Genomic DNA, 18053 nt, shown 5'->3' with positions numbered 1-18053 from the left:
TGCACGGCACTCTACGAATCAAACTGGAAAAAAGCATCATGTTAAGCACATTAAGCAAGACCGAATTCGACGCGCTGGCGGCGCAAGGCTACAACCGTATCCCGCTGGTGCTAGAAACCTTTGCCGATCTGGATACGCCCTTATCACTGTATCTTAAACTGGCCAATCAACCTTATTCCTACCTGCTCGAAAGCGTACAAGGCGGCGAGCGCTTTGGCCGCTATTCGATCATAGGCCTGCCTGCCACCACGCGAATTGTGGTGCGTGAGCAGCAATTGCAGGTGATTCAGGATCATCAAGTCATTGAATCGCATAGCGATCAAAATCCGCTGGACTTTATCAAGGCCTATCAGGCGCGCTTTAAAACGCCGCCTTACGATGGTTTGCCGCGCTTTACCGGTGGCCTGGCTGGCTATTTTGGCTATGAGACTATTCAATACATTGAAAAACGTCTGGGTAAGCAGAAGAAGCCAGATGTGATTGGTACGCCAGATATATTGTTGATGGTTTCAGAAGAAATTGCCGTGGTGGATAACCTCTCCGGCAAACTGTATTTCATCGTTTATGCTGACCCGGCTAAAGCCAATGCCTATGAAACTGCATGCGCACGCATGCACACCTTGGTCGGGAAGTTACGGTGTAGCGTAGAAATTCCTGCTGCATTGCCCAGCGCTAAAACAGCGGCTATTTCTGAGTTTGGTGAAGACAACTTCAAAGCGGCAGTCAAAAAGGCACAGCAATATATTTTAGAAGGCGACATTATGCAGGTGGTATTGAGCCAGCGGATGTCGCAGGACTTTGACGCCTCGCCATTGAGCTTGTACCGCGCTTTACGTAGCCTCAATCCTTCCCCATATATGTTCTATTACGATATGGATGACCACCATGTGGTTGGTGCTTCGCCAGAGATTCTGGTGCGTCTGGAAGAGACCACCGTGACATCACGGCCGATTGCCGGGACACGCCCACGCGGCAAAAACCGTGATCATGACCTGGCCCTCGAAGCCGAGCTGCTGGCTGACCCTAAAGAGCGTGCCGAGCATGTGCAGTTGATGGATCTGGGCCGCAATGATGTGGGTCGCGTCGCGCTCACGGGTACTGTGAAAGTCACCGACAACATGACGATAGAGCGTTATTCACACGTCATGCATATCGTCAGCAATGTTGAAGGTCAGCTCAAGCCAGGCTTGGATGCGATTGACGTGCTTAAAGCGACTTTCCCTGCCGGGACCGTGTCTGGTGCCCCTAAAGTGCGCGCCATGGAAATCATAGCAGAGCTGGAGCCTTCCAAACGTGGCATTTATGCTGGCGCCGTCGGCTATTTAGGCTTTAATGGCGATATGGATGTGGCAATTGCGATTCGTACGGCCGTGATCAAAAACAAAAAACTCTATGTACAGGCGGGCGCTGGCATTGTGGCTGACTCGGTGCCGCAAAGCGAATGGGAAGAAACCCAAAACAAGGCCAAAGCCGTCATCCGCGCCGCTGAGCTGGTGCAGGCAGGACTGGATAGCCAGGCAGCCAATGTTCAAACCCATGCAGGAAAAGGAGCCTGATATGTTGTTGATGATTGATAACTACGACTCTTTTACCTACAACCTCGTGCAGTATTTCGGCGAGCTGGGGCAAGATGTTCATGTGCACCGCAATGACGAAATCACGCTGGAGCAGATCAAAGCCATGGCCCCGGAAAAAATTGTGATTTCACCAGGGCCCTGCACACCGAATGAAGCCGGGATTTCCGTGCCGTTGATTCACGAGTTCGCTGGGAAAATTCCTTTGCTGGGTGTGTGCCTGGGGCATCAGAGCATAGGCCAGGCCTTTGGCGGCAACATCATCAAGGCCAAAACCCTGATGCACGGCAAAACCTCATTGATCCACCATACCAATACCGGTGTGTTCAGAAACCTGCCTAATCCCTATACCGCGACGCGTTACCATTCGCTGGTCATCGAGCGCGAAACTATTCCGGATTGCCTGGAGATTACGGCCTGGACCGAAGATGGCGAGATCATGGGCGTCAAGCATAAAACACTGGCCGTGGAAGGCGTGCAATTTCACCCCGAGTCTATTCTGACCGAATATGGGCATGAGTTGCTGGATAACTTCCTGAAAGGCTATTGATGGCCATCACACCTAAAATCGCCTTACAGCGCCTGATTGACCATACAGATTTCACGCATGAAGAAATGCTGGAAATCATGCAGCAGATCATGAGCGGCGAGTTTACTCAAATCCAGATTGCCGGCTTTTTGTCGGCCCTGCGCGTCAAGGGTGAAACCGTCACCGAAATCGCCGCTGCTGCACAGGTGATGCGCGACCTGTCCAGCAAGGTAGAAATTACCGATTCTACGCATTTAATTGACACCTGCGGCACCGGCGGCGCGCCCAACAAAGCCTTTAATGTGTCTACCGCATCCGCGTTTGTGGCGGCCGGGGCCGGCGCCAAAATCGCCAAGCATGGTGGCCGGGCCGCTTCGTCCAAGAGCGGTTCTGCCGATGTGCTGGAAGCACTGGGCGTCAACATTGGCCTAACGGCTGAGCAAGTGGCGCGCTGCGTGAACGAGGCCGGAATCGGCTTTATGTTTGCACCTAACCACCATGCGGCCATGAAATACGCCGCACCGGTGCGCCGTGAGCTGGGCGTGCGTACCATGTTCAACCTGTTAGGCCCCATGACCAATCCGGCCGGCGCCAAGCGTCAGGTGATGGGGGTTTTTCACCGTGACCTGGTGCCTTTGCTGGCGCAAACCTTGCAAAAGCTCGGCAGCGAGCATGTCATGGTGGTGCACAGTGCGGATGAAATGGATGAAATTTCTTTTTCAGCGGATACTTATGTGGCCGAGCTCAAGCATGGCCAGGTGAGTCAATACACTTTAAACCCTACCCAGTTTGGCATGCCCGTGCATGATGTGAACAGCATCCATGTGGAAAGTGCGCAGCATTCGAGTGACATTATCTTAGGCCTGCTCTCTGGCGAAAAAGGCCCTGCCCGCGATATCGTCTTGCTCAATGCCGGGGCGGCGATTTATGTGTCTGGCCTGGCAAGCGACTTGCCATCAGGCATTGCGCAAGCCGCGCAATCGATTGATTCAGGCGCAGCGTTGCGTAAACTGCAACAATTGAAGGCCTTGAGTCAGGCAGCATGAAACAAGGGGCGCTGATTGCAATATTCTGTCTGCTGGCCGCCTGCCAGCAAGCAGAGCAATCCAATCCGCTGAATCAGCCACAGTCTGCGCTAGAGGTGAAATCGCAGGTGCAGTCTGTACACCTGCAACCGCTCTCGGCAGGACTCGTCACTGAAGAGAATGCGGCGCTTAAGCAGGCATTTGCCCAAAAGCAAAGTCATGTCTGGCTCGAAGGCAGCGGCACGGTGAAGAAGCTGTTGCCCGATGACACTCAAGGTGCCAGGCACCAGCGGTTTCTGGTGAGCGTGTCGCCAGGACAAACATTATTATTTGCGCATAATATTGACCTCGCGCCCAGGGTAGAAAGCCTGAACATAGGGGATCAGATCAGTTTTAAAGGCGAATATATTTATAACCCCAAAGGCGGCATTATGCACTGGACGCATCATGACCCGCAGGGCCACCAGCATGGCTGGATCAAACATCAAAATCACACTTACGAATAAGGCATGCGAGCAGATTATGTCCGATATTTTAAATAAAATTTTAGCGACCAAACGTGAAGAAATCAGCAAAGCGCAAGCCAGCAAGTCATTGGATGCGATACGTGAGGAAGCGCTAAGTCAGCCGGATTGCCGTGACTTTATCGGCAATATTGTTAAAAAGGTGGATGCAGATAAACCTGCCGTGATTGCTGAAATTAAAAAAGCCAGCCCGTCCAAAGGCATCATCCGTGCTGACTTTAATCCGGCCGCCATTGCTAAAAGCTATGAAAAAGGCGGCGCGGCCTGTTTATCGGTACTGACTGACGAGCAATATTTTCAGGGATCTGCTGCCTACCTTCAGCAAGCGCGCGCTGCCTGCAAATTGCCCGTGTTGCGCAAGGATTTCATGATAGATCCTTATCAGATTTACGAAGCCCGAGCCATGGGCGCTGACTGCGTGTTGCTGATCGTGGCTGCTCTCGAACTGTCACAAATGCAGGAACTGGAGCTGACCGCTCACAATCTGGGCATGGCGGTACTCGTCGAAGTCCATGACGCGGATGAGCTTGAACTCGCGCTGCAACTGGAAACGCCGCTACTGGGAATCAACAACCGCAATTTGCGCACGTTCGATGTCACCTTGCAAACCACGCTCGACCTGCTCGAGAACATGCCGGAAGACCGTTTTGTCGTCACTGAGTCTGGCATCTTCACACCAGAGGATGTGGCTTTGATGCGCAGCCATCAGGTGAATGGCTTTTTGGTCGGCGAAGCATTTATGCGGCAAGAGGATCCAGGTGCAGAACTCGCCAGGGTCTTTGGTTAGGAGAAGTTTTAAACAGCGTGAGTGCAAAGGTATGCCCTGCATGAGCGTATCCAAATCAGGCGCAATGATTGAAAGCGCAAGCAATTTGACCAGATGCTGTGGTCAAAAAAGGAATCGATATGAGTAATCAATTTTTAGCCATCCGTCCACGCCGTATGCGCAAAGACGAATTTTCACGTCGCTTGATGCGTGAAAACGTTCTCACCACCAATGACTTGATTTACCCGGTGTTTGTGCTTGAGGGTGAAGGCGCGATTGAAGAAGTCAAATCGATGCCTGGCGTACAGCGTCAAAGCCTGGATGTGCTGCTCAAGACCGCTGAAGAGTGCGTAAAACTAGGTATTCCCGCGCTGGCTTTATTTCCGGTGGTGCCACAAGAATTTAAAAGCCTAGATGCCAAAGAAGCTTATAACCCTGAAGGCTTGGTGCCACGGACTGTGCGTGCCTTGAAAAAGGCTTTCCCGGACTTGGGCGTGATCACTGACGTGGCTTTAGACCCGTACACCACTCACGGCCAGGATGGCTTGATCGACGATACCGGCTATGTCCTGAATGACGAAACGGTTGAAGTGCTGGTCAAGCAGGCGTTATGTCACGCAGAAGCGGGTGCAGATGTAGTTGCGCCCTCTGACATGATGGATGGCCGTATTGGCGCCATTCGTGATGCGCTTGAAGAGCAAGTCTACATCTACACGCGAATTCTTGCTTACTCTGCCAAATACGCCTCAGCGTTTTACGGTCCTTTCCGCGATGCGGTCGGTTCAGCGGCCAATCTGGGCAAAAGCAACAAATACAACTACCAGATGGACCCAGCCAATTCTGATGAAGCATTAAAAGAAGTCGCACTGGATTTGGAAGAGGGCGCGGATATGGTCATGGTTAAACCAGGCATGCCCTATCTGGATATCGTACGCCGTGTCAAAGACGAGTTTGGCGTACCGACTTATGCATATCATGTTAGCGGTGAATACGCCATGCTCAAAGCCGCTGCACAAAATGGCTGGCTGGATGAAAAAGCCTGTGTGCTGGAAGCGATGCTTGGTTTTAAACGCGCCGGAGCGGACGGCGTACTGACTTATTATGCGATGGATATCGCAAGATGGTTAAAAGCATAACGATGAGTGCGATTTTTGCTCAAATTCTGGATTACTAAGAAAAAAGAGCGAGAAGCTGAGTGGCGTAAAGAAAAACTAGCTTATTACAAAGCATTTGTGGATAGTTTGATTGGGGTGGTTAATGGCGAGCATACACATTAAAACCAGAAAAAGTTTTCGAAGGCGGTGAATAATTTAATGTTATTTGCTCCTCAATTGGTGCTTAATGAACTCTATAAATTTGTTGAAGCCATTACATTAAGTAAGGACTTACCGTTAGATGAACATGATAAATTGCTAAGTGATTTGCTTTATCAAGTCCGAAAAAATGTGGGAATTTACCCGCCAGATGATGTGGAAACATTTATCGTACATTTGCGATCTTCCGGCAACCATCAGCAGTAGGTTTCGCTTACCGGCGAAATAAACCTTAGATAATTGATGCAAGTATTCTTCTCGATGAAGTGCGCTTTACTAATCGCCGTTGCCGCAAACGAATAAAAAACTATAGAGATTGCTTATTTAGGCGCAAACGTAAACGCATCACTATAAAACTCTTCCTCTGGTAACCCTTGCTTTACAAAAGTTTCTTTCGCAATATCCACCATGCCAGGTGCGCCGCAAGCGTAGACTTCGAATCCACTTAAGTCTGCGTGATCTTCCAATACGGCTTGATGCACCAGGCCACGGCGGCCTTGCCAGCCATCGTCGTCGTGACCGTCAGAAATGACGGGGATATACTGAATGTTAGGCATAAACTGTGTCCAGCGCTGGCAGAGGTCATCCATATATAAGTCGCCGGTTCGTCTCGCGCCGCGGTAGAGGTAAACGGGGCGCTGGATCTGATTGAAAATCATGTGTTCTATCATGCCTTTGACCGGTGCAAACCCCGTACCACCGGCCACCATAATGATGGGTTTTTGGTTTTGCTCTCGCAGGAAAAAACTGCCGAGAGGCGCTTCCATACGCAATATGGTTTTAAGCGGCATGTCATTGAACACTTGCTCGGTAAAATGCCCGCCAGCAATTTTACGGATATGCAATTCAATAAACCCTTTTTCATGTGGCGCATTGGCGATGGAGAAAGCCCGGCGGCGGCCATCCTTGAGTAAAAATTCGATGTATTGTCCAGCCATAAAGGTCAGTTGTTCAGTGGCAGGCAATTGCAGGTGCAAGACCATTACATCGTCGCCGAACTGCTGTTTGTGTTGAATGCGTACCGGCAAAATGCGCGGTTTGATGCCTTGCACCATATCGATCTGGCGGCATTCAATGACCAGGTCTTCAAGGGGTCTGGCACAGCAAAACAAAGCCATGCCAGCTGCAAGCTCGGCATCGGTCAAGGCGTTGCCTTGGTAATCATCATGCATGACTTTGCCGGTCAGTACCTTGCCTTTGCAGGCGCCGCAAGCGCCATTACGGCAGCCATAGGGTAAGTTGATACCCGCTTCAATGGCGGCTTCGAGCACGGTTTGGCTGGGGCGGACATCAAAGGTATGGCCACTGTTTTCAATCAGGACACGGTTCATAAGACGATATTTTCCAAGAGTTAATCTTTGCGGGGGAGATGCACGACATTATCTACCGGTTTGCTTTCAGGGACTTCGGTAAATTCCCCCTCAATCACCTCGTCATTCGCGCTGTGACGGTAGCGTGCATGGGGTTGTTGATGCTGCCCGCTGACGGTTGGGTTGTTGGTTGGAATCAGTAACAGAATCACGGCAATGACATCGCTAATGACGCCCGGAATCAGGAGTAATACTCCGGCCAGCAAGTTTCTGGCAGTGGAAAAGATGGCGGCTACCGGGTTGCCACCGGCCGTCATTTGCTGAAACAAGCGTGACGCGATCAGGTCTTTTTCACCACGAATCAGCTTGAGGCCCAGGTAGCCGATCATGATCAGGTAGACCAAGACCCACCAGCCATAGCGCTGACTGAGTTCGATCAGGACCGCTATCTCCAGAAACGGAAAAGCCAGTAGAATAGCAAGGATGAGAAAACGCATGTCAGAATCCTGTCTGTGAGTCAGCGCGCGATGACGCCAAAAGAGGAAATTATAATCGTGTTTACGCATGTGCCGAACAAGGCATGTGCCGAGCATATCGCGCAGACGTTGCTTACAGACAAGTTGGCGGCATGCGTCAATATTTCAAGTCCGGTCACCTCTATTTATCGCTGGCAAGGGCAGATTGAGCAAGCGGAAGAAATTGCCCTGAGCATTAAAACCACGCGGCAGGGGTATGCCGCCTGTGCGGCCAGGCTTAGAATGCTGCATCCTTATGAACTTCCAGAGATTGTAGGCATCCATGTGAGCGAGGGTTTGCCGGAATATTTGGCATGGGTGGCGGCCGAGACAGGGATGCAGGAGTGAAGCGTTGATCAAAAATGGGTTTAAAGTAGCATGGGTGCTGGTCATGTTGTGCGTGATGGTGTTGCCTGTGCACGCGGCGTCACAATTCTCAAAACTATTCACTGAAGATAGCAGCGAAGATTTTTTGCCTGTCGATCAGGCATTCAAGGTCGATGCGGCACTGACGGATGCCACGCATGCCCAGATCCGGTTTACTGTAGCACCAGGCCACTATTTATATAGAGGCCGCATACAACTCTTACCGGCCAGCGACACGACACAGCTCAGCTTGCCAGCCGGTGAAACCAAGCATGATCCCAATTTTGGCGAACAGCAGGTGTTTCACCACGATACCGTGGCCGAGGTCACGTTTGCAGGGGCCGCCCCTCAGGTGTTGCAAGTACGCTATCAAGGCTGTAGTGAAAAAGGCCTGTGTTATCCCCCACAAACCAAATCACTTTCATTGGACGCGGTTGCCTCGGCGGATAATATTCGCAGTGCACAGCCCGTCAACGCGGAGAGTGCGGACGAGTTTTCTGGCAAGCTTTTGGCCTCTGGCCACTGGTGGCAGATTGTGGCAGGCTTTTTTGGTGCAGGCCTGTTGCTGGCATTCACCCCTTGCGTGTTCCCGATGATTCCTATTTTGTCTGGGATTATTGTGGGCAAAAATGCCCATGTGTCGCGTGGCAAGGCGTTTACCTTGTCATTGGCATACACGCTGGGCATGTGCCTCACTTATACCCTGGCTGGCGTCGCCGCCGGCCTCTCTGGGCAACTCTTGAGCAGCGCGCTGCAAACGCCTGCCGCCCTGATCATCGGTGCCCTGATTTTTGTGGTGCTCTCATTCTCCATGTTCGGCTTTTACGAGCTCAAACTGCCGTCAGCGGTTGAAAATTACTTTTTTAACTGGAGCAGTCGTTTCAAGGGTGGCCATCTGGCCAGCGATTTCTTGATGGGGGCCATATCTGCCTTGATCATCAGCCCTTGTGTCGCCGCGCCGCTGGCGGGTGCGCTGCTTTATATCAGCCAGACGCATGATGTGGTGCTGGGCGCGGTGGCATTGTTTTCATTGTCGCTGGGCATGGGCGTACCGTTATTGCTGATTGGTGCTTCAGCGGGCACGGTCTTGCCCAAGGCGGGCGAATGGATGAATGCCGTTCGTCGTTTGTTTGGGGTGTTGATGTTGGCTGTCTCGGTCTGGATCGTCAGCCCGTTGCTGCCTGTGTCAGCGCAACTGGTTTTATGGGCGGCCTTGTGTATTGTCCCGGCCATTTATCTGCGCGCAATAGACCCTTTGCCTGCGGATGCGGGGAGCACCGCGCGTCTTTGCAAGGGATTTGCGGTCATGTTGCTGCTTTATGGCGCCGCGCTGCTGGTGGGTGCCTGGTCGGGCGCACGCTCACCGCTACAACCTTTGCAAGGGGTCATGTCTGCTTCGGCGACGGATGTGCAAGTACTGCCATTCAAACGCGTGCAAAGTGTACAAGCGCTCGAAAATGCGCTTGCGGCCGCGCGGGGCAAGCCCGTGATGCTGGATTTTTACGCGGACTGGTGTGTCTCGTGCAAAGAATATGAGCAGTTTGTCTTTAGCCAGCCAGAAGTGCGGGCTGCGCTCAAAGATGTGGTGCTGTTGCAGGCAGATGTGACCGAAAACCGGGCGGAAGATGCCGCATTGCTCAAGCGCTTTGAATTGTTCGGGCCGCCAGGGATCGTGTTTTTTGATGCGCAGGGACGGCCGTTGCAACCTGTGATCAAAGGCTATCAGGACGCCACACAATTTCTTGACCGCTTGCGCAAGTTACCTTTAAGCGCCATGGAGAAGTCTGCACATGCATAATATTGCGCGTTTGGTCATGACGATATTACTGATCGTTGTTCTCGGTAGCGGATTCCGTTGGCTTTACCTTCACCGTGATCAATGGATGACTTCTGCCCCTACTCAAACGGCGATGATGGTGCCTGACGCGGTATGGAGCGTCGGTTTGCAGGATGCTGGTGGCAGGACGTATGCGCTTTCAAGCTTTAAAGGCAAGCCTGTCATTATGAATTTTTGGGCGACATGGTGTGAGCCTTGCCGTGAAGAAATGCCAGAAATCTCAGCACTGGCGGCCGAACACCCCGAAATTGCAGTATTAGGCCTAGCCATTGACGAGGCAGCCGCTGTGCATGAGTTCGCGGAGAGTACGCCCGTCAGTTATCCTTTGTTAATTGCCGAGAATGAAGGCATGCCTTTGGCCGAGCAACTGGGCAACACCAAAGGCGTATTACCTTACACCGTGGTGATTTCTGCCAACGGCCAATTGACACACACCTTCTTCGGCAGAGTCAATCGCCAAATGCTGCAAAAAGCACTCAACTTGCCCTAAATGCCTGCCCAGTTCTGTGCGCAAACAGGCCGCTTATGGCTTAGGTTTGTCGCCTGATCTGTACCAGTTGCTGCCGTTTTGGCGACTTTCCATTTGTTCCAAATTGCGAATTTTACTGGACAAAATGCAATAACTTCGGCAAACTTCGACGCCATGAAGGTTGTATTTTTCTCTTTGAGAGGCATCTGAAATGGGCGCCAAATCCATCCTGGTGATACATGGACCCAACTTGAATATGCTGGGGACACGTGAGCCACAGCACTACGGTAGCCAAACGCTTGCAGATATCAACCAGCATCTGCTGGAATTGGCGCGGGCCGATCAGGTACGTCTTGAATCCTTTCAGAGCAACTCTGAGGCGGAGATCATAGAGAAAATTCATGCATTGTCTGTGAACCGGGTGGATTACGTCATTATCAATCCTGCCGCCTTCACACATACTTCTATTGCCATCAGGGATGCCCTTTCGGCAGTGAACATTCCATTCATTGAAGTGCATCTCTCCAATGTGCATGCCCGCGAGTCATTCCGGCATCATTCTTATTTCAGCGATCTGGCAACCGCCGTCATCTGCGGTTTGGGCGCAGAGGGATACTACGCCGCCTATCGCTACATCCAACAACGCTAATAACATTTAAAACATTTACATTCGAGGCTAATATGGATTTACGCAAACTCAAAAAACTGATTGATCTGGTCGAGGAATCGGGGATTTCCGAGCTGGAACTGACTGAGGGTGAAGAGAAGGTACGTATCAGTCGCGCCATGGCACCGGGTGCTGCACCAGTGACTCAATATGTCGCTGCGCCTGTTTCCGCGCCTGCAGCGGCACCCGCAGCAGCCGCTGCTCCCGCCGTTGCAGCGGCAGAAGTGCTAGAAGGCACGGTAGTTAAATCACCGATGGTCGGTACGTTCTATCGCGCGTCTTCTCCAGATGCAAAAGCGTTCGTCGATGTTGGTAGCACGGTCAATACAGGGGACACCCTGTGCATTATTGAAGCCATGAAGCTGCTCAACGAAATTGAGAGTGAATATGCGGGCACGATCAAAAAGATTTTCGTTGAAAACGGTCAGCCTGTGGAATACGGCGAGCCTCTGTTCCTGATTGGTTAATCGTGATGGTTGAAAAAGTACTGATTGCCCGTGGCGGCGACCAGCAGCCCTCTGCGGGTTTCGCAGCAACGAAGTTTAATTGTCTAGCGGCTATTGAGACGCGGAGTAAATAATGTTCGAGAAAATCCTGATTGCCAACCGCGGCGAAATTGCCTTGCGCGTGCAACGTGCTTGTCGTGAGTTGGGGATTAAAACGGTAGCTGTGCACTCTGAGGCTGACCGTGATGCCAAATATGTCAAGCTGGCCGATGAGTCTGTCTGTATCGGTCCAGCACCTTCTGCAAAAAGCTACCTGAATATTCCTGCCGTGATCAGTGCGGCTGAAGTGACGGATGCGCAAGCGATTCACCCTGGGTATGGCTTTTTATCCGAGAATGCCGACTTTGCCGAGCGGGTTGAACAAAGCGGTTTTGTCTTTATCGGCCCCCGCGCAGAGACCATTCGCCTGATGGGTGACAAGGTGTCTGCCAAGGACTCCATGAAAGCGGCGGGTGTGCCATGTGTGCCTGGCTCAGATGGTGCGCTGAATGATGATCCGGCTGAAATCATTAAAACGGCCAAACGCGTAGGCTACCCGGTGATTATTAAAGCAGCGGGTGGTGGCGGTGGTCGTGGCATGCGCGTGGTGCATACCGAAGCCGCCTTGCTCAATGCGGTCAATATGACCAAAGCCGAGGCACAGGCTGCCTTTGGCAACCCGATGGTTTACATGGAAAAATTCCTTGAAAACCCGCGCCATATCGAGATCCAGATTCTGGCTGACCAGCATGGCAACGCCGTGTTCTTGGGTGACCGCGATTGCTCCATGCAGCGCCGCCATCAAAAGATTATTGAAGAAGCACCCTCACCCTTGTTGCCAGAAAGGCTGCGCGACAAAATTGGTGAGCGTTGTGCCGAGGCCTGCCGTAAGATTGGTTACCGTGGCGCCGGCACCTTCGAGTTCCTGTATGAAAATGGCGAGTTCTACTTTATTGAGATGAACACCCGCTTGCAGGTGGAGCATACCGTCACTGAAATGATCACGGGTATCGACCTGGTTCAGCAGCAGATCTTCATCGCTGCCGGTGAGAAGCTGCCGTTCCGTCAGCGCGATATTGTGCTCAATGGCCATGCCATCGAATGCCGGATTAACGCCGAGGATCCTTATACCTTTGTGCCTTCACCAGGCTTTATCAATCGCTTTCATATGCCTGGCGGCCCTGGCGTACGCATGGATACGCATGTGTATGGCGGCTATACCGTGCCACCGCATTATGACTCGATGATAGGCAAGCTGATTACACATGGTGCGACACGCGAACAGGCGATTGCCAGAATGCGCGTGGCCTTGTCCGAGATGTATGTCGAAGGCATTAAAACCAATACTGCGTTGCATTCTGATCTGATGGCCGACTTGGCTTTCCAGCAGGGCGGCACCAGCATTCACTATCTGGAGCAGAAGCTGGGTATCAGCTCGAAATAATTTTGCATTGGCTGTTACTAAAAATTCAATCAACCGAGCCGCAGGCCGAGGCACTCAGCGATGTGCTGATGGAGCAGGGTGCGTTGTCCGTCAGCATTGAAGATGCGCACGCTGACACCTTGGCCGAGCAGGCAATTTTTGGCGAGCCGGGGGATCCCCCGCCCGGCATCTGGCAGCAAAACATTGTCACAGCCATGCTGGATGCTGAAGCCGATGTCCAGGGTTTACTGGCCCGTGTGCAAGCCGAGCTGCAACTGGACGGTCTCAAATATCAGTTAGAGCAGATCGAGGAGCAGGATTGGGTGCGGGCCACGCAAGCCCAGTTTGACCCTATCCGCGTGACCGATAGATTGTGGATCGTGCCTTCCTGGCATGAGGCGCCGAATGCGGAGGCGATCAATATTGTGCTGGATCCGGGCCTGGCATTTGGCACTGGCAGTCATCCGACCACGCATTTGTGTTTGAGCTGGTTGGCGCAATTACCTGAAACACTGTTGCGCAGTGCCAATGTCCTTGATTACGGATGTGGCTCAGGCATTTTGGCGATTGCCGCCAAAAAACTGGGCGCCAACACCGCCACAGGCGTTGATATTGACCCGCAGGCAGTGATTGCCAGTCGTGATAACGCGCTCAATAACCAGGTCGAGGCCATTTTTTATGACTCTGCCGAATACCTGCATGAGCCGTTTGATCTGGTCGTGGCTAATATTCTCTCCAGCGCCTTGATGGTGCTGGCCCCAGTGATTGCCAAATCTTGCAAAACTGGCGGTAAAGTTGCATTATCCGGCATATTGGAGAGCCAGCAGCAGATGTTGCTGGCGCATTATGCCGAGTGGTTTGAAATGGATGCCCCCATCCAGCAAGATGGATGGGTCTTGCTGACGGGAACCAGAAAATGTCCTTGATTACGGCCTGCCCGGCCTGCCAAACACAATTTGAAGTCACTGACGAGCAATTGCAGGCCTATGCTGGCAAGGTGCGCTGCGGTGAATGTGACCATGTGTTTGATGCGCGCTCGCATTTGCTGTCGTCATCTGCTGCCACTGCTGCAAGCGAGGCGGTAGATCCCCAGCCTGCCAGTGATGCTGCGATTTACTTTCAGGTGAGTGCCGAGGCCGCACAGGCGCATCCGGTGCCTGACGAGCCGTTTGAAGCAGTCATGCCGGAGCTGTCTATTCAGCCTGACGAGTCGATTGAGCCTGAAGTCCCTGCTTTTCTGCGTAATGTTTCACTCGAGGATGAGCGCCCGCAATCCCGGGTGACGCCCGCCTCCCCTTGGGCATATAGCCTGCTTTCTGTCCTGCTGCTGGTGACTTTTTTTCTGCAAACACTGTATTTCTCTCGCACCACGCTTGCTGCCAGTTACCCGCACACCAAACCATGGCTGCAAGCGCTATGCAAGCCACTGCATTGTGAAGTGGGTTTGCCTAGGGATATTGCGCAATTGACGATAGATGATGCGGATATTCAAGAGCACAAGACACGCGCCGGCGTGCTGGTGTTTTCCAGTGTGCTCATGAATCACGGTGAGGTGCGACAGGCCTATCCGATGATAGAGCTGACTTTGACCAATACGGCAGATGAGCCGGTATTGCGCAAAACGCTCAAGCCGGAAGACTATCTGCCCAAGACGGTCGATGCCAGCAATGGCTTGGCGGCCTTGCAAGAGCAGTCCGCCAAAGTGTTGTTAGGTGTAGACGAAAAACTGGTAACGGGTTTTCGCGTCGCCATTGCCTACTAATTGTTTCTGCATCTAAACCGGGTCAATCTGTTGTTGCGCAGCGCCCACTTCAGCCATCACTTTTCCTAATATTTCAATCGCTTCTTTGCGCACAAAACTTTTGCGCCAGGCCAGCGCAATACGTCGGCTAGGGGCAGGGCGGGTAAATGGGATCACGCGAATCAGCGCGTTCTGATAGCGCGCCGCAGTTGCCATGGCTGGCAGCACAGTGATACCCAAATTCGAAGCCACCATATTTCTGATTGTTTCCAGCGAATTGCCCTGTAACACTTCGCCTTTACGGCTGAGCTCGGGGCAAGCCTGGGTTACCTGATTGCTGAAGCAATGCCCGGTGTTGAGCAATAACACTTTCTCCTGGCTCAATTCATCCGCCTCGACCGATGTGCGCTTGGCCCAGGCGTGACTCACGGGTACGACGACATTAAAGTCCTCGTCATACAGTGGCAAGGTTTCAATGCCCGGCACATCAAACGGTAAGGCGACTACAGCCGCATCGATGAGCCCGTTCTTCAGCTGCTGCTCCAGGGTCGCCGTGATGTTTTCCTCAACCTCCAGCGGCATCTGCGGCGCCACCTGGATGAGTGGCGGAATGATTTCGGGTAACAGATAAGGCCCGACCGAGTGAATCATGCCCAGCTTGAACAGGCCGTTGAGCGGATCGTTACCGTGTTTCGCCATCTCTTTAATCTTGGCTGCTTGCTCCAGCACGATATTGGCTTGTGCAATAATCTGCTCACCAATTTCGGTGGGGGTCACCTCGTTGCGGTTACGTTCAAACAGAGAGACACCCAGCTCTTCTTCCAGTTTTTTGATGCCCAGACTGAGCGCCGGCTGGGTCACAAAACATTTTTCTGCTGCGCGTCTGAAGTTTCTCTCTTGCGCCACCGCCAATACAAACTTTAATTCAATCAAGGTCATTTGCTTGTCTCGCTGTTTTCACCATCACTATTCTATATACATTAATTTTATTAATCAATAATATCAAAACATACAATTATACAAATTAAATGGAGCGCCCTAGAATGCGATGCATGGATGACAACATAAGGAGACAAGATGTGGACCTGGCTTAATCAGGAATCAGCCGTGTGGCAGGAAGCTTTAGCCGCTTACGCTGCCAGTTTTTAACTCTGTAGTTTATTTTATATCAAATTATTATCGTAACAATCAAGGCGTAGTATATTTGAGTCTTGATGAATTTTTTGCCGCACTCATCAATTAACAACAAGGAGCTAACACATGCAGAATCAAAACACGGGCGCCAAGTGCCCATTCGCGCATGGCGCAATCACGACAACCGCACAAACCAATACGAATTGGTGGCCGAACGCCCTCAATCTGGATATCTTGCATCAGCATGACCGTAAAACCAATCCGCTTGGTGAGTCATTTGACTATAGACAGGAAGTATCCACGCTGAATGTAGATGCGCTTAAAAAGGACATGCATGCCTTGATGACGGACAGCCAGGCATGGTGGCCTGCAGATTGGGGTCATTATGGTGGCTTGATGATTCGCATGGCCTGGCACGCCGCCGGGACTTATCGCGTAGCAGATGGCCGTGGTGGCGCAGGTACAGGTAACCAGCGCTTTGCACCACTCAACAGCTGGCCTGATAACGTCAACCTAGATAAAGCGCGCCGCCTGCTGTGGCCGATCAAGAAAAAATATGGCAACAAGATCTCCTGGGCGGACCTGATTGTACTTGCGGGCACGATTGCTTATGAGTCCATGGGCCTCAAGACTTTCGGATTTGCTTTTGGCCGTGAGGATATCTGGCACCCGGAAAAAGATATCTATTGGGGCAATGAAAAAGAGTGGCTGGCAAAAACCGGTAGCGAAGGTAGCCGCTATTCTGGTCAGCGTGACCTCGAAAACCCGCTGGCTGCCGTGATGATGGGCCTGATTTATGTGAACCCGGAAGGCGTGGATGGCAACCCTGATCCGCTGAAAACCGCGCAGGATATCCGCGTTACCTTTGCCCGCATGGCGATGAATGACGAGGAAACGGTTGCGCTGACGGCAGGCGGCCACACAGTGGGCAAAGCACACGGTAACGGCCAGGCCAGCAACCTTGGTGTCGACCCGGAAGCCGCCGACGTACATGAGCAAGGGATGGGTTGGAACAACCACACCAGACGCGGGGTGGGCCGGGATACGGTGACCAGCGGCATTGAAGGTGCCTGGACCACACACCCGACCCAATGGGATAACGGTTACTTTGCCATGCTGTTTAACCATGACTGGGAACTTAAAAAGAGCCCGGCCGGTGCATGGCAATGGGAGCCCGTGAACATCAAGGAAGAAGACAAGCCAGTCGATGTCGAGGATCCTAGCATCCGTTATAACCCCATCATGACAGATGCGGATATGGCCATGATCAAGGACCCGATTTACCGCAAAATCTCGGAGCGATTCCGTGACGACCAGGCGTATTTCTCTGAAGTGTTTGCCCGTGCCTGGTTCAAGCTGACACACCGTGACATGGGTCCCAAAGCCCGTTACATCGGCCCGGATGTGCCGCAAGAGGATCTGATATGGCAAGATCCGGTGCCTGCAGGTTCAGCCATCAGCGAGACAGACATTGCTGCACTCAAAGCACACATTCTGGCGAGCGGCTTAAGCACCGCAGAACTGGTCGCGACCGCTTGGGATAGCGCACGTACTTTCCGTGCCTCAGACTACCGCGGGGGCGCAAATGGTGCACGTATTCGTCTGGCGCCACAAAAAGACTGGGTAGGCAACGAGCCCGTCAGACTGCAAAAAGTGCTGACCGTGCTCGAAGGCATACAGCAGGGCTTTGGCAAACCTGTCAGCATCGCTGACCTGATTGTCCTCGGTGGTTCTGCTGCCGTTGAGCAAGCCGCCCAAGCCGCCGGAGTGAACATCACAGTACCGTTTGTTGCAGGCCGTGGTGATGCGACGGCAGAGCAGACAGACATTGAGTCTTTTGAGGTGCTGGAACCTGTGCATGATGGTTACCGCAACTGGCTCAAGGCCGACTACGTACCCTCGGCAGAAGAAATGCTGCTGGACCGTACCCAGCTGATGGGTCTGACTGCACCAGAAATGACCGTCCTTGTGGGTGGGATGCGTGTGCTGGATACCAATCACGGTGGGAGCAAGCACGGTGTATTTACCGATCAGCCTGGTGTGCTCAGCAATGACTTTTTTGTCAACCTGACCGATATGCGCTACACCTGGGTGCCTGCTGGCAACAACCTGTATGAAGTCCGTGAGCGCAACACAGGTGCAGTTAAATGGACGGCTACCCGTGTGGATCTGGTGTTTGGCTCCAACTCCATCCTGCGTTCTTATGCCGAGGTGTATGCACAAGATGATGCCAAGCAGAAGTTTGTGCACGACTTTGTCGCCGCCTGGAGCAAGGTCATGCATGCGGATCGTTTTGATCTTAAATAATTAAAAATTTCTGTGACTCTGTCGTCATGCCAAGCGCCTTGAGGGATCAAGGCGCTTTTTTATTGATG

At 52.3% G+C, this 18053-nt stretch carries 19 protein-coding genes; 16 read left to right on the top strand and 3 right to left on the bottom strand.

Annotated elements, in window-relative coordinates:
- Positions 1 to 38 precede the first annotated feature (38 nt).
- The 7 genes from trpE to ACT53G_RS10350 all read left to right on the top strand — a co-directional run bounded on the left by trpE (position 39) and on the right by ACT53G_RS10350 (position 5938).
- Complete coding sequence (gene trpE, locus ACT53G_RS10380; protein WP_476169366.1) at positions 39 to 1556, top strand: anthranilate synthase component I; 1518 nt, start codon at positions 39 to 41, stop codon at positions 1554 to 1556.
- 1 nt (position 1557) lies between these two features.
- A complete protein-coding gene (locus ACT53G_RS10375) occupies positions 1558 to 2124 on the top strand; it encodes an aminodeoxychorismate/anthranilate synthase component II (RefSeq protein ID WP_026295541.1) in 567 nt (188 codons plus the stop codon).
- The gene (gene trpD / locus ACT53G_RS10370; protein ID WP_275357566.1) at positions 2124 to 3149 is read left to right on the top strand and encodes an anthranilate phosphoribosyltransferase; all 1026 of its coding nucleotides are present in this window, start codon (positions 2124 to 2126) and stop codon (positions 3147 to 3149) included. Before ACT53G_RS10375 ends, trpD begins: the two co-directional genes overlap by 1 nt.
- Positions 3146 to 3634 carry a DUF3465 domain-containing protein gene (locus ACT53G_RS10365; RefSeq protein WP_313984781.1) on the top strand — a complete coding sequence of 163 codons (489 nt, stop codon included), beginning with the start codon at positions 3146 to 3148 and terminating at the stop codon, positions 3632 to 3634. The genes trpD and ACT53G_RS10365 overlap by 4 nt, the downstream gene beginning before the upstream one ends.
- 16 nt (positions 3635 to 3650) lie before the next feature.
- Complete coding sequence (gene trpC, locus ACT53G_RS10360; RefSeq protein ID WP_476169365.1) at positions 3651 to 4439, top strand: indole-3-glycerol phosphate synthase TrpC; 789 nt, start codon at positions 3651 to 3653, stop codon at positions 4437 to 4439.
- A 119-nt stretch (positions 4440 to 4558) separates the two neighbouring features.
- The gene (gene hemB, locus ACT53G_RS10355; RefSeq protein ID WP_476169364.1) at positions 4559 to 5554 is read left to right on the top strand and encodes a porphobilinogen synthase; all 996 of its coding nucleotides are present in this window, start codon (positions 4559 to 4561) and stop codon (positions 5552 to 5554) included.
- 177 nt (positions 5555 to 5731) lie between these two features.
- The gene (locus ACT53G_RS10350) at positions 5732 to 5938 is read left to right on the top strand and encodes a hypothetical protein (protein WP_194749594.1); all 207 of its coding nucleotides are present in this window, start codon (positions 5732 to 5734) and stop codon (positions 5936 to 5938) included.
- A 113-nt stretch (positions 5939 to 6051) separates the two neighbouring features.
- Here ACT53G_RS10350 and ACT53G_RS10345 read toward each other — a convergent pair whose 3' ends face one another.
- Both ACT53G_RS10345 and ACT53G_RS10340 read right to left on the bottom strand, forming a co-directional pair.
- Positions 6052 to 7062, bottom strand: coding sequence for a CDP-6-deoxy-delta-3,4-glucoseen reductase (locus ACT53G_RS10345; protein ID WP_476169363.1), 1011 nt, complete (start codon positions 7060 to 7062; stop codon positions 6052 to 6054).
- A 20-nt stretch (positions 7063 to 7082) separates the two neighbouring features.
- Positions 7083 to 7538, bottom strand: a complete 456-nt coding sequence (locus ACT53G_RS10340; RefSeq protein ID WP_476169362.1) for an FxsA family protein — start codon at positions 7536 to 7538, stop codon at positions 7083 to 7085.
- Positions 7539 to 7595: 57 nt separating this feature from the next.
- On the opposite strand from ACT53G_RS10340, the gene cutA reads away from it, so the two are divergent.
- The 8 genes from cutA (at position 7596) to ACT53G_RS10300 (ending at position 14565) form a co-directional block, all read left to right on the top strand.
- The gene (gene cutA, locus ACT53G_RS10335; protein WP_409934465.1) at positions 7596 to 7904 is read left to right on the top strand and encodes a divalent-cation tolerance protein CutA; all 309 of its coding nucleotides are present in this window, start codon (positions 7596 to 7598) and stop codon (positions 7902 to 7904) included.
- A 43-nt stretch (positions 7905 to 7947) separates the two neighbouring features.
- Entirely contained in the window at positions 7948 to 9720 is a 1773-nt protein-coding gene (gene dsbD, locus ACT53G_RS10330; protein ID WP_476169473.1) for a protein-disulfide reductase DsbD, read from the top strand.
- On the top strand, positions 9713 to 10249 hold the full coding sequence (locus ACT53G_RS10325; protein WP_338656020.1) for a TlpA family protein disulfide reductase: 537 nt from the start codon (positions 9713 to 9715) through the stop codon (positions 10247 to 10249). The genes dsbD and ACT53G_RS10325 overlap by 8 nt, the downstream gene beginning before the upstream one ends.
- Positions 10250 to 10439: 190 nt before the next feature.
- On the top strand, positions 10440 to 10877 hold the full coding sequence (gene aroQ / locus ACT53G_RS10320) for a type II 3-dehydroquinate dehydratase (protein WP_275357328.1): 438 nt from the start codon (positions 10440 to 10442) through the stop codon (positions 10875 to 10877).
- A gap of 32 nt (positions 10878 to 10909) precedes the next feature.
- Positions 10910 to 11362, top strand: a complete 453-nt coding sequence (gene accB / locus ACT53G_RS10315) for an acetyl-CoA carboxylase biotin carboxyl carrier protein (protein ID WP_194749587.1) — start codon at positions 10910 to 10912, stop codon at positions 11360 to 11362.
- Between the two features lie 112 nt (positions 11363 to 11474).
- Complete coding sequence (accC, locus tag ACT53G_RS10310; RefSeq protein ID WP_194749586.1) at positions 11475 to 12824, top strand: acetyl-CoA carboxylase biotin carboxylase subunit; 1350 nt, start codon at positions 11475 to 11477, stop codon at positions 12822 to 12824.
- Positions 12825 to 12826: 2 nt separating this feature from the next.
- Positions 12827 to 13729, top strand: coding sequence for a 50S ribosomal protein L11 methyltransferase (prmA, locus tag ACT53G_RS10305; protein WP_194749585.1), 903 nt, complete (start codon positions 12827 to 12829; stop codon positions 13727 to 13729).
- Positions 13720 to 14565: a DUF3426 domain-containing protein gene (locus ACT53G_RS10300; protein ID WP_476169361.1), complete on the top strand. Its 846-nt coding sequence runs from the start codon at positions 13720 to 13722 to the stop codon at positions 14563 to 14565. Before prmA ends, ACT53G_RS10300 begins: the two co-directional genes overlap by 10 nt.
- 12 nt (positions 14566 to 14577) lie before the next feature.
- Here the strand turns inward: ACT53G_RS10300 and ACT53G_RS10295 are convergent, their stop codons facing one another.
- Positions 14578 to 15483 carry a hydrogen peroxide-inducible genes activator gene (locus ACT53G_RS10295; protein WP_275357322.1) on the bottom strand — a complete coding sequence of 302 codons (906 nt, stop codon included), beginning with the start codon at positions 15481 to 15483 and terminating at the stop codon, positions 14578 to 14580.
- Between the two features lie 321 nt (positions 15484 to 15804).
- Between ACT53G_RS10295 and katG the strand changes: the two genes are divergently transcribed.
- Positions 15805 to 17985, top strand: a complete 2181-nt coding sequence (gene katG / locus ACT53G_RS10290) for a catalase/peroxidase HPI (protein ID WP_476169360.1) — start codon at positions 15805 to 15807, stop codon at positions 17983 to 17985.
- The last annotated feature ends 68 nt before the right edge of the window (positions 17986 to 18053 follow it).

The organism is Methylophilus sp. DMC18, from assembly GCF_056314005.1.
This window is presented reverse-complemented; position numbering and strand designations above follow the sequence as displayed.

Excerpts from the sequence above, each read along its gene's own strand:
- trpE (WP_476169366.1), top strand. The coding sequence starts at position 39 with ATGTTAAGCACATTAAGCAAGACCGAATTCGACGCGCTGGCGGCGCAA.
- ACT53G_RS10375 (WP_026295541.1), top strand. The coding sequence starts at position 1,558 with ATGTTGTTGATGATTGATAACTACGACTCTTTTACCTACAACCTCGTG.
- trpD (WP_275357566.1), top strand. The coding sequence starts at position 2,124 with ATGGCCATCACACCTAAAATCGCCTTACAGCGCCTGATTGACCATACA.
- ACT53G_RS10365 (WP_313984781.1), top strand. The coding sequence starts at position 3,146 with ATGAAACAAGGGGCGCTGATTGCAATATTCTGTCTGCTGGCCGCCTGC.
- trpC (WP_476169365.1), top strand. The coding sequence starts at position 3,651 with ATGTCCGATATTTTAAATAAAATTTTAGCGACCAAACGTGAAGAAATC.
- hemB (WP_476169364.1), top strand. The coding sequence starts at position 4,559 with ATGAGTAATCAATTTTTAGCCATCCGTCCACGCCGTATGCGCAAAGAC.
- ACT53G_RS10350 (WP_194749594.1), top strand. The coding sequence starts at position 5,732 with ATGTTATTTGCTCCTCAATTGGTGCTTAATGAACTCTATAAATTTGTT.
- ACT53G_RS10345 (WP_476169363.1), bottom strand. The coding sequence starts at position 7,062 with ATGAACCGTGTCCTGATTGAAAACAGTGGCCATACCTTTGATGTCCGC.
- ACT53G_RS10340 (WP_476169362.1), bottom strand. The coding sequence starts at position 7,538 with ATGCGTTTTCTCATCCTTGCTATTCTACTGGCTTTTCCGTTTCTGGAG.
- dsbD (WP_476169473.1), top strand. The coding sequence starts at position 7,948 with ATGTTGTGCGTGATGGTGTTGCCTGTGCACGCGGCGTCACAATTCTCA.
- ACT53G_RS10325 (WP_338656020.1), top strand. The coding sequence starts at position 9,713 with ATGCATAATATTGCGCGTTTGGTCATGACGATATTACTGATCGTTGTT.
- aroQ (WP_275357328.1), top strand. The coding sequence starts at position 10,440 with ATGGGCGCCAAATCCATCCTGGTGATACATGGACCCAACTTGAATATG.
- accB (WP_194749587.1), top strand. The coding sequence starts at position 10,910 with ATGGATTTACGCAAACTCAAAAAACTGATTGATCTGGTCGAGGAATCG.
- accC (WP_194749586.1), top strand. The coding sequence starts at position 11,475 with ATGTTCGAGAAAATCCTGATTGCCAACCGCGGCGAAATTGCCTTGCGC.
- ACT53G_RS10300 (WP_476169361.1), top strand. The coding sequence starts at position 13,720 with ATGTCCTTGATTACGGCCTGCCCGGCCTGCCAAACACAATTTGAAGTC.
- ACT53G_RS10295 (WP_275357322.1), bottom strand. The coding sequence starts at position 15,483 with ATGACCTTGATTGAATTAAAGTTTGTATTGGCGGTGGCGCAAGAGAGA.
- katG (WP_476169360.1), top strand. The coding sequence starts at position 15,805 with ATGCAGAATCAAAACACGGGCGCCAAGTGCCCATTCGCGCATGGCGCA.